Genomic DNA, 15642 nt, shown 5'->3' on the forward strand with positions numbered 1-15642 from the left:
GCCCGTCGTGCTGCTAAACGCACGACGGGCTTTTAATATAACTAACTCTCACAAATTGCTCTACGTCCTACCGGCCTGCTTTTATCTTTCTGAATTCTTCCGTCAGGAGGGGTAGTACTTCGAGGACATCGCCCACGATGCCGTAATCGGCTACTTTGAAGATAGGTGCCTCCGGATCTTTGTTGATGGCGATGATAATATCGGAAGAGGACATACCTGCCATGTGTTGGATGGCTCCGGAAATGCCGCAGGCAAAGTAAATCTTCGGCCCAACCGTTTTCCCTGTTTGTCCTACCTGGTGCATATGGGCTTTCCAGCCGGCGTCAACAGCTGCCCGGGATGCTCCTACGGCTCCGCCCAGTGCATCCGCCAGGTCTTCTATCAGACTAAAGTTTTCCGGGCTGCACATACCACGACCACCGGATACGATGATTTCCGCTTCTTCCAGGTTGCAAGATGCGGTACTTACTTTGACGACTTCTATAATCTTGGTACGAATATCTTCTGCTTTGACTTTACTGCCTACTCTGATTATTTCCCCGGTTTTTGTATAGTCCGGAATAGGACGTTTGAATACCGACGGCCGAATGGTTCCCATTTGAGGCCGGTGTTCAGGACAAAGGATGGTGGCCATGATGTTGCCGCCAAAGGCCGGACGGGTCCAGCCTATTAGTCCCGTGGCTTCGTCGATGCCAAGGCCGGTGCAGTCGGCGGTAAGACCTGTACCTACCCGGCAGGCAACCCTCGGTCCGAGGTCGCGCCCGTCATTCGTAGCGCCCAGAAGAATAACTGAGGGTTTGTAGGTGTTAATCAGGTCGGTAAAGGTCGCCGTGTAGCCGTCGGTGCTATAGCGGGCAAGCTCGGGTGCTTCCACCAGATAAACCTGGTCGCTCCCTGCCGCAAAGGCTTCTTTAGCCACACCCTCTACATTGTTGCCAATAATAACCGCGGCCAGTTTTTGACCCATGGCATCAGCCAGTTTACGGCCTTCACCGAGCAGTTCAAGACCTACATTACGGGGTTTTCCTTCGGCGATTTCGATATAAACCCAAACGTCTTTGTACTGCGTTTTGTCCATAGTTACTTGTTTGGCTTCTTCTTCCCGCTTAATAGCGCCTACAGGGCAGGTATCGATACAAGCACCACATTGAGTGCAGGCTTCTCCGATTTCGGCTTGACCGTCTTGCATGCGGATGGCCCCGAACGGACACACCGGCTCACAGGCACCACAGCCGATACATTCTTTAGTTATTAATACAGCCATTGTTCGTTCCCCTCTCGTTACACAATTTTTGCGTCAGATAGTTTCTGTATAAGTTCGGTGACAGCTTCCCGCGCCGTATCTTTTTGAATGACTACTCCCTGGGTGCGTTGCGGTGGAGTAAAGATTTTACGCACTTGGGTCGGTGAGCCTTTAAGACCAAGTCGTTCCGGATTGACAGCAAGATCAGCGGAAGTCCATACAGGTATTTGGGCCCGCTTGGCTTTCATAGTGCTTTTGACAGACGGATAACGCGGCTCGTAGTTGAGTGATTTAATGACCGAAACAAGAACAGGCAGTTTGGCTTCGATGATTTCGTAGCCTTCTTCGTTTTCGCGCTCGATTTTGGCAGTATCGCCTTCGATTTCCATTTTCGACACGTACGTTACCTGTGTTACTCCAAGGTGTTCAGCGATTTCCGGACCAACCTGCGCCGTGTCACCGTCAATGGCCTGTTTGCCGCAGAAGATGACGTCGTAAGTGCCAAGTTTTTGGATAGCCGCCGCCAAAGTATAGCTGGTTGCTAATGTATCAGCTCCGCCAAAAGCCCTGTCGCTAACTAATACCGCTTCATCTGCGCCCATGGCTAGGCATTCTTGCAGAGCTTCCGTAGCCTGGGGTGGTCCCATGGAAATGACAGTAACTTTACCGCCGTATTGTTCTTTGAGCTGTAAAGCCGCTTCGATGGCATTTTTGTCAAATGGATTGACGATGCTCGGTACACCCTGACGGATGAGAGTGTTGGTTGCCGGGTCAATTTTTACTTCAGTGGTGTCAGGCACTTGCTTGACACATACAATAATTTCCATATTATTACCTCCTGTATAATTGGTAACTTAGTTCCTTTACCACCATATCGTTTAGGCTTGGCGGCTTTCTGACACTAATCTCCGAAGCTCTGATTGTTCATTATTATATTTTTTTACGCCACTCCTTTAGTCTGATTTTCTTGTGCTAGTTTTGATGTTCCCATTATTTCTATAGCAAGAAGCATGCCATTCCTTTTACAGAGAAAGTTAAAAGCCGGCAATTCCTTATATTTAGATGGTTTTCCTACTATTGACGTCTGCTGCAAGGGATTTTTCATTCTTAGTGACATTTGCATTTTTGCCAATCGACAAAACATTTTTGCCATTCACCTTTTTAGTACCACCTGCTTAGTAGTTACTCGGTCGCTTACGCAAAACAAAAGGAGAGGGTAAAAAAACTGCACCCCGAAAGATGCAGCTAAATTTAAAGTTATTTATTTATTTTAAGTTGTTCATTTCGCTCTGCATCTAGTGCTGGATGCAGCTTCTTTTCTACTAAAAGGAAAACGCCTCCAAGTACACCTACCAACGCCATAAATATTACCGCTTGAACTCCCACAATGTAATAACCAATACCAATGCCAATCACCAGAAGCAATAACCACCACAAAAACTCCAACATATATTCAGGCCTCCTCTTCAATAAATTCCATTTTTACATACTAAATAAATCTATATTTATTTCAATTAATGAATTGCTTTCTTTTTAAATGAACCACCCATTACATCATGCACGTCGTTTATTGTGACAAACGCACTTTCATCTATTTCTTTAACCAAAGATTTAAATTTTGAAATTTCCAATCGGGTAATCACCGTATATAAAATATGCTTCTTGTCTCCGCTAAATCCACCTTCACCATGTAACACAGTTACGCCCCTGCCTAAGCGTGCCATGAGCGCATCTGAAATAGCATGTGACTGATCAGACACAATAATAGCTGCTTTTGATTCATCTAACCCTTCAATAGTTATATCTATAACCTTTGAAGCAATAAAGTAAGTGACTAAGGAATACATAGCTTTATCCCAGCCGAACACAAGACCGGCGAATGAAAGAATGAACAAATTCATTACCAAAATAATCTCACCCACCGAAAAGCTCGTACGCTTGTCCAATAAAATAGCTACTATTTCGGTGCCATCCAGCGAACCTCCATAACGAACTATGAGGCCCACCCCAACTCCCAAGATAATGCCCCCAAAAACCGCTGCCAGAAATAAATCATTTGTCAGCCCGGGAATTGGCAGAAAAATATTGCTCCAATAGGATAGAGATATGATAGAAAATAAAGTTGCAAGAGTAAATGTTTTGCCGATTTGTTTATAACCTAGATATATGAAAGGTAAGTTAACACCAATCAAAAATAATCCTAATGGCAGTCCTGTCAAGTGGCTTGCCATAATGGCGATACCAACTACACCACCATCAATGACATTATTAGGTACTAAAAAGATTTCCAGACCAACTGCATAAATTATGGACCCAATAAATAAGATAACGTACCGTTTTAATTGTGATAAAATGCTTTTTTTTTGTGTCATACAAAAACCTCTCTTTATATATTTTTTTTATTCTAACCTTTTTAAGTCCCCCCTAGTTTGGGATTCTAGCTTACGCCATATGAGTTCGTAACCCAGTACATCGGCAATTCTTAGTAATTTCCAGAACGGCAAAGTCCCGTGCTTCAACTGCCGGGTAATATTCGGCGCCGTATCATGAGTGCCGTATTTTTCATTTAATCGACGTACAATTTCAGACACATTAGAACCCGCGCAAGCAATTTTTTTCTTAATTTCAAATTCTATATCCCTAGCTTCGTCTTCCGGAATAGCTTCACTTTTTGGCATGTCATCATCCCCCATATACTAAGATTATCATATATTATCATCTATGTAAATAAATTAACCAACATAATAATCTCCTAAAAATAGCTTAAGCAATCCTCAATACAACATACCCTAATATAACAAAAAAGTCGCCCGCCAGGACGACCCCGGCAGGCGGCTGTGATACAAATGACAATTCCTTACTATCCTGTTATAGTTGTTGCCGCAGTAGATGTTACGACAGTGGTTGTAGCTGTAGAACTTAATATAGACGGAGGAAGATTGGAAAAGAAGTTTTGCGCAATCTGTTGAATATCCAGCGGTAGCCCCAAATTTGTAAAGTTATTTAATGCCGCAGCTTGTAAAGCCTGTAGAAAACTCGGATCAATAGTAATAACAGGTGTTGTTGAGGCTAGCGTAGTTGTTGAAGTGGGCGTAGTTGGCGTAGTTGGAGTCGTTGGGGTCATTGGCACAATTGAAGTAGAGACCACAACATTCCTGGCATTAGCTGGATTCATTAAAATAGGCAGGTTGTTATATACAAATACTACTAATATGTCATGAAAATCGGGTGTTACGGGCATCTAAAACCACTCCCATTTCATAATGGTACTTCAGTATATTAACTTACTATATAAAAAATTACTCGCTTTTTTATGCCATCTCTATGTTCCTTCGTCAACCGTCACCAGACTCGTTCTGTCATTTCGCTATTACAATACGATTCGCGGCTTCCCCTGTAATTTTTTCTTTTAGAACTTCAGCCTCTTCTTTTACGGCAATATCAATTGCCAGAATCTCATTGACAAAACGTTGATCCTGAATGGAAGCAAGATTAATTTCTACTGTTACCAAAGCAGAATATATGCCGGCATAAGCAAGTAAGCCACAGGCGAAGGACTCACTGACCGCATTCGGGTTGCCATATTGAATCACATCAATCGCAAATTTCATGACTTGAAGGCAATTCTGGCCAACGGAAAGTGAAAATCTTGCCGCTTCCTTGGTTGCCTCTTGCACTGCTTGCTTTCTACTATTACATTCAGTTTCGGTACTCTTGGGGAGCTTGTAAGCGTTAACAATACCTAAATAGGAATTACCATCGCCATCAATACCGCGTAACAATTCCTCTTTTAACCTCATGCCTTCTTGTTTAAATTTAGCAATAGCCCCTTGTGCATCTTTAAATTTCTCTTTTCCTTCGGTTAAACTGCAAACCATTAAACCCAATCCTGTTCCCAATGCGCCTGCTAAAGCGGCCACCCCGCCGCCTCCTGGCATTGGCGAATCTGAAGCGAGATCATCGACAAAATCAGTTATGCTCTTATTAATTAACATTGCGTTTCACTCCCTGATTTTGAATTATTAGACAGCTCGGCACTCCAAGTCCCCGGTCAGCAGTACTTCTCTAACTATTCCCAAATTCGCTTTAGCCAGAAAGTTGAACCGTCTGATATATAGTATATCTTGAGGTGCCGGCGTTTGCGCATAATATGATGTGATTGGCTGCTTCGTACGTTAGCAGCACCTCATCCCTTCATTCTTCCCTTAATTTTACATTACTACGCAATTTCTCCAAATCACTCACTTTTCCTGTCCTGTAATTCAAAAAATAATACAAAGTGTATTTAATATAAACTTATTTTCTTACTATACAGACGAGGATCCTCCTCGAAATTTCGTATACGCAAAAATACAGCCCCCCATAATAAAAAAACGCCTAGATCTGAATAGTCTCGGCGAACATAATACAGGAGGACACGAATTTATTTATACGGCTGCGTATCTAAAAGTTCAGATATCGTAACAAAGGTATATCCCTGGGCCTTTAGACCATCAATTATCTCCGGCAACGCCTGAACGCTCCCACCTATTTTAGGATTACTACCATCATGCTGTAGTACAATATAGCCATTTTGCATATGGGGCAATATTCTTGATTTTATCGTTTCAGCATCCAATCCCGTCCAGTCCTTCGTATCAAGTGACCATAAAATAATGATTCGATCTTTGGAATAAACCACATCATCTACAATAGCACTATGAAAACCAAAAGGCGGCCGTACAAATCTAGGTTCCTTGCCAATTACTTTTTGTATCTCTAAGGCACAGTTGTCTATTTCTTGTTCAACATGCTCTGCATCCAGTTTTGTCAAATCCCGGTGACTAAACGTGTGATTTCCAATAATGTGTCCCTCTTCATCCATCCGCTGCAATATATCGGGGTGTTGCTGCACTTGCTGGCCAATAACAAAAAAGGTTGCTTTAACATTTTTTGTTTTCAAGATATCTAGAATTTTCGGAGTCCAATTACTTTCCGGGCCATCATCAAAGGTAAGCGCAACCATTTTATCTTGTGCACTTCCAGCCCAATAAAGCTTGCCAGGAACATTATGACCCCGTTCAAAACGATTATCCTTACTGGACGGTATAAGCGGCTTGCCGCTCCTCTGGAAATTATTATAAGTAAGTACAGAGCAGGCTATCGCAAATATAATAAAAGAAATGAACACCCATTTCTTTCGCACACAATCCCCCCCCAATTCACTATATAGTTTACATTCTGCCCATTGATTATAAAAAATAGTACAGCCCCGTTTGCACCGTGCTGCTGAGGACACGACATGAAATGTTATTATCCTTTTTGCCAGACTATAAGTTATTAAGATTATAAAAACAATTCCAAAAAAGGAGAGCCTCAGTATATCTGTATGCAAAAAATTAAGCCTACCCATTTGGGTAAGCCTAATTTGCTATGCCTTTTTTCTCCCTTCCCTGGGGAGTTTTCAAGGCAGCCCATTTAGAGATAAATTGCAACATAAAAATAGCGGAACATTGTATCTTCTGTCAAAAACTTTGAGAATAAATGGTTTAAAAAACGAAAATAACTTATTCGTCTATTCCTACAGGGGGATTGATCTCATCGAAAGTAAGCGGAATTTGTTTTCCATCTCCATATTTTCTTACAACAGGATTAGGAATACGGTTAAAATTCATACTTAAACTTTGATTTGAATAATGCCCTACAGGATCAATATAGTATTTAAAATCGATAATTCTTTCAATATCGATATCAGCATATGCAATCCCTTCTGTTTCAGCAGGGATCATCTCACTGATTGGTTCTCCATCCGGACCATAAATGCAAGTATGGCCACTTTTAAATGTATCAAAATATTCTCTTCGTTCCGGTGTTTCGCAAATCATCTGTTTCATTTCCTCGGAATAAATGGATGAAGTCATCAGAACAAAGGTTTGAGTAGATATTGCATAGTAACGGCTTGCTATTTCATCGTCAAAATACCCGGGCCATGAAGCAACATGAACCTGCTCATTTTGTGAATTCATAGCGCATAAGTCTAATGGTACTTGATGTTCCCAACACATGCATCCACCAAGATTACCTATTTCTGTTTCAAATACAGGCATCATTGAGCCTTGCCCGTCACCCCAGCAAAGTCTTTCTGCAACAGATACCCTCATCTTCCTGTGTTTACCCATTAAATCTCCGCTTGGATTAAACCACAATTGGGTGAGATATAAGGAACCACCATCTTTTTCGCTACAAGAAATGCAAACATAAACGCCATTTTTTTTGGCTGCCTGGCTGATTTTCTGAACAGCCGGTCCTGGAATCTCTACGGCGTTTTTATATAATTCACGATACCATTTTCTGGTATATTCTGGGTGGCCAATAAAGGCAAACCAGGGGTAGCCAGGCAAGAAAGCTTCCGGAAATCCAACCAATTTTGCACCGTTAGATGTGGCTTCGTCAATTATTTTACAAGATTTTTCTACTGTTGCATCTAGATCTAAATATACAGGTGCCGCTTGTACTGCTGCTGCCTTAAATTTTGGATATGTTTTTGACATATTTTTTCCTCCTAATCAATCAAAACAACAGGGTTCACCATTGTTTATTAATACAATCATATGTGATTGTAAAATAAGAACCTGCGCAGGCTATTGATTTTATTATAATAAATATCCAAAAAATGGGGTAACAGCTTTTCGTTTCATGGCTAAAAGGATTTTTTTCTACTTCTCATTACTTCATCTTCTTATTCCAATCATAAATGAAATCATAAAATACTTTACCTGCATCTGAAAGAATAGTATTCTTTTTCCTAATGAAGCAAAATGACCATGTGAGTTCTTTGTCATCAAACGGAATCAAAGTCAAATTACTATCCTTCATATCTTCGCTGATAAAGTCGATAGTAACAGAAGCATAATCATTCGTTTTACACAATTTATGGCATAAACTAAATCCGCTCGTCTCAAACAGTATATTGGGGGCAACATTATGCTTTCTACATTTATCTAAGAAAATGTGATTAATTTTAAATTTTTTGCTTTCAATTATCATGTTCAAAGAATCCAAATCTTTGTAGATAATTAAGTTTCTACCGGCTAATGGATGTTCCTTTCTGACCAATAGTTGGGGCTTAAAAGTTTTAAGTGTTGTTTTTTCAAACTTTTTTTCATCAACCGGTTCAATCGCAAAACCAACGTCAGCCTCCATGTTTTCCATCATTTGGTCAATAATAATATCAGGATATTCTTCGTAGGTAAAATCAATATTGGGATATTTCTTTTTGAACTCAAGGATACAGTTAGGAGAATAGTAACGCATTATTCCATAGGAAGAAACCAAATGAATTTTCCCATGTTCTCTATTTCTTCTTATTTCAAAATCTTTCTGGATATTCTCCAATTCTTTTATAAGAAAATCAGCCTTCTCCTTCAAAATAACGCCAGCATCTGTTAGTTCAATTCCTTGCGATGTTCGAATCAGCAATTTGGCATCTAATTCTCTTTCAAGATTTTGAATAATTTTACCAAGCCCTTGAGGTGTAATAAATAATTCTTTCGCTGCCTTAGATATACTTTTTAATTCACTAGCTATTTTAAAACCAAGCAATTCTTTTGTATTCAGCGTTAAATCCTCCTCTCAAGGGCCGTAAGACAAGTTCTTGACCGATAATACAGTAAGCTTTATCGGTTACTATCACTTGTTTTAACCGCATTCACTTGGCCCGTTTTTTCGGTTCTCCATAGAGATTTTTCGCGTTCCCATCGGCATGATTATTCCGGCTAAAGGCTCACCGCAAAGTAAAATCCCTCTATTATGGAAAATATATACAGTTATATTTTACCATAATAGAGGGATTATTTATTTATGTTTTACTTCACAAATGCCTTTTTATTGGGCGCTAAAATTGAGGCTGCTCAATTTTAGCACCAGCTATATACCTTGCAACAATATTTTTATAATCACCAATATAAAGGAACCTGCTTAATCTCTCTTCTATCGAATATCGATTATACGCTGAAACCTCCAGGCAACTGTCGTCAATAACTAAGGCATCAAATTCATATCCGTCTTCAAAGCTGCCTACTTTGCCGAAGAAACTTCCCCCACCCTTTGTAGCCATGTAAAATACTTCCGGTATGGTAAAGAACTTCTCTTTTTTATCTGTTGCCAGCCATTTCAGTTTCGAAACTTGTACAGCCATCGCCATAACCTTGGCCATAGATACCTCATGCCCACCGGCCACGTCAGTCCCTAAACCCACAATTATTCCATTATCAATATACTTCCTGACAGGAGCTATCCCGCTCGCCAGATTATTATTGGAATAGGGACAATGAGCAACATATACTTTGCTTTTTGCCATCAACTCGATCTCTGTATCATCATTATAGACACAATGAGCCATTATGGTCGGCTGTTGTCCAAATAGTCCGAATTTGTGATATACACTGGCATAGTTTTGACATTCAGGGTGAAGCTCTTTGACCCAGGCAATTTCACCTGCATTTTCCGATAAATGCGACTGCACCGGCAAATTATACTTTTTGGCCAGTTTGGCGATACCAGCCATTAATTCCGGCGTGCAGGTAGGTACAAATCTTGGCGTTAAAATTGGTTTAACCAGTTGATACCTGTCAACAGTATCTTTAATATAGTCTTCCGTAGCAGTTAGTGATTGTTCGGTAGTCTCAATGAGAATATCGGGAGAATTTCTATCCATATTTACTTTACCCACATAGCCGCCAAGACCCGCCTGTGCTAATAATTCCATTAACTTAGCCGTTGCTTCTTTATGAATAGTGCCAAAAAGCACCACCCGGGTTGTGCCCCACTTCCAGAGTTCCGTGACAACCTTTTTATAAACCTCTTGTGCGTAAGCTGCATTTATAAATTTTGCTTCTTCCGGAAATGTGTATCCTTCCAGCCAGGGCAAGAGTTCCAGATCAAATCCCAACCCTCTGTTAGCAAACTGCGGCGCATGGAAATGCAAATCGACCAATCCAGGAATAATTAAGGCATCTTGATAATCAGTGACAGAAATATTTTTGTACTCGGCCGGAAGTTCACAATAGATCCCCTTAACCTGTTTCCCTTCAATAACGATAAAACTATTTTCGCGAACTTCCAGTTTTCCAAAACGGGGAGTAAAAGCTATATTACCCTTTATGATTTTCCTATTTTCTTCCATACCATCTACCAATTCCTTTCATCCTATACAAGGCAAACATTACACTTGCTCTTTATTTCATATATAGATGAACAGCGAAAATTACTGATAAAGCATACATTAAGGGATGTATTTCCTCAGTTCTGCCGGTAACTAATTTGAGCAGAGTAAAAGCGATGAACCCAAAGGCCATTCCTTCCACAATACTGCAGGTTAAAGGCATAAGAATAATAGTTAAAAACGCCGGCAATGCATTGGTGAAGTCAGTGAAATCAATATGGACAATTTCACCAATCATTAAAGCGCCGATGATAATCAAAACCGGTGCAGTTGCCGCTCCCGGAACTAAACCTGCTAACGGCGTTAAGAACAAAGTAGCTAAGAATAATATGCCTGTCGTGACTGAAGTTAACCCGGTTTTGCCGCCTGCAGCAACACCGGCAGCACTTTCTATATAAGAAGTTACCGTACAAGAACCGAAAAGACCGCCGATCATTGTTGCAGCAGAGCCGGCCAGCAAGGCTTTATTAATATCAGGCAAATTGTTGTTTTCATCAAGCAACCCGGCCTTGCCCGAAATGGCAATCAAAGTCCCAATATTATCAAACAAATCCACAATGGTAATTGTAAAAATAATGGATATCAAACCATATCCTACTGCAGCACCGATATCCAGTTGACCGAGCGAATCGGTCGGCATAGGCGGAACAAATGAAATTATGTCGCCCATACTTGTCGGCACCTTAGCAACCCCCATAAACATACCTATGATTGTCGTCGCTAAAATGCCTAGTAAGAAAGCCCCTTTTATATTTTTTGCCATCAATAAGCTGGTAATAATTAAGCCGATAACAGCTAATAAAACGCTTGGCTGTTTTAAACTGCCTAAGGTCAAAATGGTACCCGGTGCGGGAACGATGATCCCAGCACCTTTAAAACCAATATAGGCAATAAACAAACCCAATCCAACGCCTATGGCCGATTTTAAAAGCGTTGGAATAGCCTCAATTACTGCCTTTGTTATATTGGTAATCGCCAAGATAAAAAACAGAACCCCGGAAATAAAAACCGCCCCTAACGCGGTTTGCCAGCTTAACCCCATACTGCCAACCATAATAAAAGTAAAAACGGCACCGAGCCCCAAACCGGAGCCCATAGCAATCGGCAAATTAGCATAGATGCCCATAAGTAAAGTTGCAACAGCGGTAGAGAGAATGGTAGCAGCAGTCGCACTTGCCTGTGGTATACCGGCTGCAATTAAGAATTGACCGGGAATAACAAAAATCAGATACGCCATGGCAATAAAGGTGGTTAATCCAGCCACTACTTCTGTCTTCAGACTGGTTTCTCGTTGTGATAATTTGAAATAACGATCTAAAAAACCATTTTCAACATACGTTTGTTTCATTTCTGTTTCCAACAAGATAAACCCTCTCCCTTATAAAATAGTATTTGGCTTTTTGCATGAAAAATATATTTTTCATCCTTTGTTACTGTTTTCCGGAATGCTTGTCCTTATAATATGGCGATAAAGATACTGGCAGAATGTTAAGTAAAGCAACGGTCGCTCTCAATAACGGCATGAAATAACCTGACTATGAAAAATAGGCGCACAAAGAACCTATTCTTATAGTCAGGTTATTTACGGTATCCTGGTAGAGACTCTTGACCCATATCGTCAATAATATACAAGAACACAATTACTTTTATTCAACTCATTACTTTTTCAATCGTTGCTGCTATCTGACGGGTAAGCCAGCCTCTCCGCTTACCATCATATTCCCTTACTTAAAAGAAAATCATTTAGCAAATTCATACAGACAGCTTTTCTGTATTCTGCCGAAATTCTGCCCCTGATGGGAACAATGGCCTGCTTATAAGCGGCAAGATATTCTTCTTTAATCGCCTTGGCCTCGGCAAGCGTCTTGCCGGTCAACAGGGCATCAATATCGGCCCTTTTGATAATCACATCACTTACCGCACCGAAGGCAGTCATGCAGTTAACAATTTTATCTTCTGCGGTAGTAAGTACAGCCGCAAAGGATACCCGGGAAATGGCCAACGCATCTCTGGCCCCCACTTTTTTATAGTAGTAATTGTCAAGACCACTTTTATTCATAAGAACTTCCGCCAGCAGTTCGTCTTCAGCCAAAACCGTCTTTTTCCTGCCAAGATAAAACTCACTAATAGGAATCACCCGCTCGCCCCTGCGGCTGGCAAGACGAAGTTTAGCGTCTGTCGCCACAAAAACCAGAGCACTGTCAGCCTTTGGCGAGCCGTTACAAATATTGCCGCCAATGGTGCCAAGATTGCGGATGGCCGGTGCCGCAATTTGGAATACGGCTTCTTTTAACAGGGAAGGCGCCAGTTCACTTTCCATAATTTCAGTAAAGGTACAGGCTGCGCCAAGACGGACATAGTCAGTATCTTCTGTAATCTGTTTCATTTCGGGAACTTTGCTGAGAAACAAATAGGTGGCATTGTCATCTGCTTCAATCATCAAATCAGTCCCGCCGCCGTAAGGAACTACCGAGGGTTCCCTGCCCAGAATGTCCAACGCTTCCTTTAAAGATGTTGCCTGATAACCATTTACCATAACCCCTTTCCCTCCTTTGCAGCACTACCAATGGCTTCCACGATAGCATTATAACCGGTGCAGCGGCAAAGGTTACCCGAAATACCCACCCGGATTTCAGCCTCGGTAGGATTTGGATTCTTGGCAAGAATACTTTCCGATGCCAGTATCATACCCGGAATACAAAAACCGCACTGTACCGCACTGACAGCCGCATATGCTTTATCCAGAACCGCAAAGCGCTCTGTTTCACGATACCCTTCGATAGTCATAACATGGCTGCCGGCAACATGTCCCATGGCTACCATGCAGGAATTAACTAACCTGCCATCAAGAAGAATCGAACAAGCACCGCATTCCCCTTCCTTACAGCCGCACTTTACACCGGTGAGGGCAAACTCATTCCGCAGAACGTCGAGTAAACGCTCATTTGCTTTGGCCATGGATGTAACCTCTTTGCCATTCAGAATGAATGTTATCATCATCGATTCACCTCCTGCAAAACTTTCATGGTATCTTCCGGTGTAAATGGTATTTTATTTATACTAATATTCAGAGCATTTTCCATGGCTTCAATATAAGCCGGAGCAACACCAACAACCGGCAGTTCCCCGGCCCCCTTAGCCCCATAGGGACCATAGGGATACGGATTATTTATAAATTCAGTGACCAGCTTGGGAACGTCTACTGCGGTAGGAACAATGTAATCACTGTAACTGTTATTACGAATAACCCCTTTATCATTGTAGTCCATCTGCTCCATCGAGGCATAACCCATTCCCTGCATCAGACCGCCTTGCATCTGTCCATGAAGAATATTCAAATCAATCGGCACACCAACATCATAAATGCCCCATGCCCCCAGAATCTTATGAGTGGCAGTAAGCGTATCCACGGAGAGTTCAATGACATTCACAGACCAGGAGTAAGTCGGGTAGGCATCCCCCTTGAACTCTTCAAGATTAAAAGGAATGAGATAATCCGGTTCAACATAATGTTCCTCAATAACCTGTTCCTCACCTGGACGCCACGCTTCTTTAAGTTTCCTGGCGGCCCGCTGCAACAAGCCGCCCACTGTCATTAAGGACCGGCTGGCTACGGTCGGGCCTGAATCCGGTACCCGGTCGGTATCCGGGTTTTCAATATGTACCCGGTCAAAATCAATGCCAAGCGTATCGGCAACAATTTTGCAGAATGTCGTTTTCACTCCCTGCCCGATATCGGTATTGCTGGCTAGAACCTCGACGGTGTCATCGGTATTTTTCCGTATTTGTACCACAGCCTTTATATAGTCACGCTCACCACTGCCGGTAAACCCGCAGCCGTGGAAAAACAACGACATCCCAATCCCTTTACGGTAGCGCCCTGTTTGCTTCTTGTATAACTCGCGTTTTGCCCGGTAGCCGGTAAGCTCATCCATCCGCGCAATCATTTCGGATAACGGTACATGGAAATGATATTTGCCGCTGGTAGAAGTAGCGTCGCCCTGTGTAACCATGTATTTCTCTTTCAGCGCAAGAGAATCTACCCCCAGTTCCCGGGCAATGTGAGCCATCATCATTTCGGCGGCAAAGAATGTTTGCGGTGCGCCAAAGCCACGATAGGCGCCCGACGGCACAGTATTTGTTTTGACCGCGCGTCCGGCAACCCGAAGGTTATCTATGCGGTATACACCATTTGCACAAATCAGGCCACGTTGTAAAACAACCGGAGACAGTGTGGTATAGGCGCCACTGTTGTATAAAACCTCAATATCCATACCGGTAATCTCACCGTTTTTAATAGCTACTTTATAGGTACAGATGGAGGGATGGCGCTTGGAAGTAAACTCCATATCCTCCCGGCGGTCATAGATAAGCTTAACCGGCTTATTTGCCTTTTTGGCAGCAACGCCTGCCTGACAAGCCACTATGGAAGGAAACGCTTCCTTACCGCCAAACCCGCCGCCGGTAACATCCTGAATCACCTGAACCTCCTTGGCATCATAGCCTAATGCCTTGGCAACAGCACCATGCACATAGTAGGGGCATTGCATTGATCCGTTTACCGTCATACGTCCGTCATGGGGATAGGCAATAATCCCCTGGGTTTCCAGATAAGCCTGTTCCTGATAGCCTGTCTGAAAGGTCTCGATTACTACCCGGTCAGCTTCTGCCAGTGCTTTTTCGATATCGCCTTTGGCATAGCTGTAATTGAAAAAAGCAACCTCTGATTTACGCATATCCAATAGTGGTTCCTGTTCTTCATATACAACAACGATTCTCTGCAAAATTCTTTCCACTTCTTTTAAATCCGGACCAACTACCATCAAAATCGGCTCGCCAACGTACTCCACCGTATCCTCAGCAAAAACCGGAGTATCATCAAGCACAATGTGAACACGATTTGTACCGGTTACATCGTGCTTATCAACAACCAAATACCCCTCAGGCAATTCAGGCAGTTTAATCTCAACAATACGTGCTTTGGCCTTGGCGGAATGCAATAACTTGCCATGAAGCATACCGTCAATTACATGATCATCCACATACAGAGCACGACCGCTTATTTTGGCTGCATGATCTTTTTTCTTGGTTGATTCGCTAATCTTCTCCATATCGCGCCTCCCATACATTACGTAATAAGAGATGATCTTTATGTTAAGCAGAGCAACCTCCTATTCCATAATATTTCAACAATTCT

16 protein-coding genes and 1 riboswitch are annotated in these 15642 nt (G+C 42.1%); all 16 genes read right to left on the bottom strand.

Features of this window, described 5'->3' with window-relative positions:
* Positions 1 to 67: 67 nt before the first annotated feature.
* The 16 genes from SRRS_RS15880 to SRRS_RS15955 all read right to left on the bottom strand — a co-directional run bounded on the left by SRRS_RS15880 (position 68) and on the right by SRRS_RS15955 (position 15556).
* Positions 68 to 1264, bottom strand: a complete 1197-nt coding sequence (locus SRRS_RS15880) for an FAD-binding protein (RefSeq protein ID WP_371361885.1) — start codon at positions 1262 to 1264, stop codon at positions 68 to 70.
* A gap of 17 nt (positions 1265 to 1281) precedes the next feature.
* Complete coding sequence (locus SRRS_RS15885) at positions 1282 to 2070, bottom strand: electron transfer flavoprotein subunit beta (RefSeq protein WP_371361887.1); 789 nt, start codon at positions 2068 to 2070, stop codon at positions 1282 to 1284.
* 113 nt (positions 2071 to 2183) lie between these two features.
* Positions 2184 to 2396: a hypothetical protein gene (locus tag SRRS_RS15890; RefSeq protein WP_371361889.1), complete on the bottom strand. Its 213-nt coding sequence runs from the start codon at positions 2394 to 2396 to the stop codon at positions 2184 to 2186.
* Positions 2397 to 2500: 104 nt separating this feature from the next.
* The gene (locus SRRS_RS15895; protein ID WP_371361890.1) at positions 2501 to 2692 is read right to left on the bottom strand and encodes a hypothetical protein; all 192 of its coding nucleotides are present in this window, start codon (positions 2690 to 2692) and stop codon (positions 2501 to 2503) included.
* A 65-nt stretch (positions 2693 to 2757) separates the two neighbouring features.
* Positions 2758 to 3615 carry a YitT family protein gene (locus SRRS_RS15900; protein WP_371361891.1) on the bottom strand — a complete coding sequence of 286 codons (858 nt, stop codon included), beginning with the start codon at positions 3613 to 3615 and terminating at the stop codon, positions 2758 to 2760.
* A 27-nt stretch (positions 3616 to 3642) separates the two neighbouring features.
* Positions 3643 to 3921 carry a hypothetical protein gene (locus SRRS_RS15905; protein ID WP_371361892.1) on the bottom strand — a complete coding sequence of 93 codons (279 nt, stop codon included), beginning with the start codon at positions 3919 to 3921 and terminating at the stop codon, positions 3643 to 3645.
* A 182-nt stretch (positions 3922 to 4103) separates the two neighbouring features.
* The gene (locus SRRS_RS15910; protein WP_371361894.1) at positions 4104 to 4484 is read right to left on the bottom strand and encodes a hypothetical protein; all 381 of its coding nucleotides are present in this window, start codon (positions 4482 to 4484) and stop codon (positions 4104 to 4106) included.
* A 118-nt stretch (positions 4485 to 4602) separates the two neighbouring features.
* Complete coding sequence (locus SRRS_RS15915) at positions 4603 to 5238, bottom strand: cyclodeaminase/cyclohydrolase family protein (RefSeq protein WP_371361895.1); 636 nt, start codon at positions 5236 to 5238, stop codon at positions 4603 to 4605.
* A gap of 428 nt (positions 5239 to 5666) precedes the next feature.
* On the bottom strand, positions 5667 to 6428 hold the full coding sequence (locus SRRS_RS15920) for a polysaccharide deacetylase family protein (protein ID WP_371361896.1): 762 nt from the start codon (positions 6426 to 6428) through the stop codon (positions 5667 to 5669).
* A gap of 361 nt (positions 6429 to 6789) precedes the next feature.
* Complete coding sequence (locus tag SRRS_RS15925) at positions 6790 to 7773, bottom strand: carbon-nitrogen hydrolase family protein (RefSeq protein WP_371361897.1); 984 nt, start codon at positions 7771 to 7773, stop codon at positions 6790 to 6792.
* Positions 7774 to 7948: 175 nt separating this feature from the next.
* Positions 7949 to 8824 (bottom strand): LysR family transcriptional regulator, encoded by an 876-nt coding sequence (locus tag SRRS_RS15930; RefSeq protein WP_371361898.1) that lies wholly within the window; start codon positions 8822 to 8824, stop codon positions 7949 to 7951.
* A gap of 292 nt (positions 8825 to 9116) precedes the next feature.
* Positions 9117 to 10418, bottom strand: coding sequence for an amidohydrolase family protein (locus SRRS_RS15935; protein WP_371361899.1), 1302 nt, complete (start codon positions 10416 to 10418; stop codon positions 9117 to 9119).
* A gap of 40 nt (positions 10419 to 10458) precedes the next feature.
* Entirely contained in the window at positions 10459 to 11793 is a 1335-nt protein-coding gene (locus tag SRRS_RS15940; RefSeq protein ID WP_371369849.1) for an NCS2 family permease, read from the bottom strand.
* Between the two features lie 202 nt (positions 11794 to 11995).
* A riboswitch (purine riboswitch) is annotated at positions 11996 to 12097 on the bottom strand.
* Positions 12098 to 12159: 62 nt separating this feature from the next.
* Positions 12160 to 12981 carry a xanthine dehydrogenase family protein subunit M gene (locus tag SRRS_RS15945; RefSeq protein WP_371361900.1) on the bottom strand — a complete coding sequence of 274 codons (822 nt, stop codon included), beginning with the start codon at positions 12979 to 12981 and terminating at the stop codon, positions 12160 to 12162.
* Positions 12975 to 13445 (bottom strand): (2Fe-2S)-binding protein, encoded by a 471-nt coding sequence (locus tag SRRS_RS15950; protein ID WP_371361901.1) that lies wholly within the window; start codon positions 13443 to 13445, stop codon positions 12975 to 12977. The genes SRRS_RS15945 and SRRS_RS15950 overlap by 7 nt, the downstream gene beginning before the upstream one ends.
* Complete coding sequence (locus SRRS_RS15955) at positions 13442 to 15556, bottom strand: xanthine dehydrogenase family protein molybdopterin-binding subunit (protein WP_371361902.1); 2115 nt, start codon at positions 15554 to 15556, stop codon at positions 13442 to 13444. The genes SRRS_RS15950 and SRRS_RS15955 overlap by 4 nt, the downstream gene beginning before the upstream one ends.
* Positions 15557 to 15642 lie beyond the last annotated feature (86 nt).

The organism is Sporomusa rhizae, from assembly GCF_041428845.1.
Classification (GTDB): domain Bacteria; phylum Bacillota; class Negativicutes; order Sporomusales; family Sporomusaceae; genus Sporomusa; species Sporomusa rhizae.

Coding starts and splice junctions, on each gene's coding strand:
- SRRS_RS15880 (WP_371361885.1), bottom strand. CDS start 1,264: ATGGCTGTATTAATAACTAAAGAATGTATCGGCTGTGGTGCCTGTGAG.
- SRRS_RS15885 (WP_371361887.1), bottom strand. CDS start 2,070: ATGGAAATTATTGTATGTGTCAAGCAAGTGCCTGACACCACTGAAGTA.
- SRRS_RS15890 (WP_371361889.1), bottom strand. CDS start 2,396: ATGGCAAAAATGTTTTGTCGATTGGCAAAAATGCAAATGTCACTAAGA.
- SRRS_RS15895 (WP_371361890.1), bottom strand. CDS start 2,692: ATGTTGGAGTTTTTGTGGTGGTTATTGCTTCTGGTGATTGGCATTGGT.
- SRRS_RS15900 (WP_371361891.1), bottom strand. CDS start 3,615: ATGACACAAAAAAAAAGCATTTTATCACAATTAAAACGGTACGTTATC.
- SRRS_RS15905 (WP_371361892.1), bottom strand. CDS start 3,921: ATGCCAAAAAGTGAAGCTATTCCGGAAGACGAAGCTAGGGATATAGAA.
- SRRS_RS15910 (WP_371361894.1), bottom strand. CDS start 4,484: ATGCCCGTAACACCCGATTTTCATGACATATTAGTAGTATTTGTATAT.
- SRRS_RS15915 (WP_371361895.1), bottom strand. CDS start 5,238: ATGTTAATTAATAAGAGCATAACTGATTTTGTCGATGATCTCGCTTCA.
- SRRS_RS15925 (WP_371361897.1), bottom strand. CDS start 7,773: ATGTCAAAAACATATCCAAAATTTAAGGCAGCAGCAGTACAAGCGGCA.
- SRRS_RS15940 (WP_371369849.1), bottom strand. CDS start 11,793: ATGAAACAAACGTATGTTGAAAATGGTTTTTTAGATCGTTATTTCAAA.
- SRRS_RS15945 (WP_371361900.1), bottom strand. CDS start 12,981: ATGGTAAATGGTTATCAGGCAACATCTTTAAAGGAAGCGTTGGACATT.
- SRRS_RS15950 (WP_371361901.1), bottom strand. CDS start 13,445: ATGATGATAACATTCATTCTGAATGGCAAAGAGGTTACATCCATGGCC.
- SRRS_RS15955 (WP_371361902.1), bottom strand. CDS start 15,556: ATGGAGAAGATTAGCGAATCAACCAAGAAAAAAGATCATGCAGCCAAA.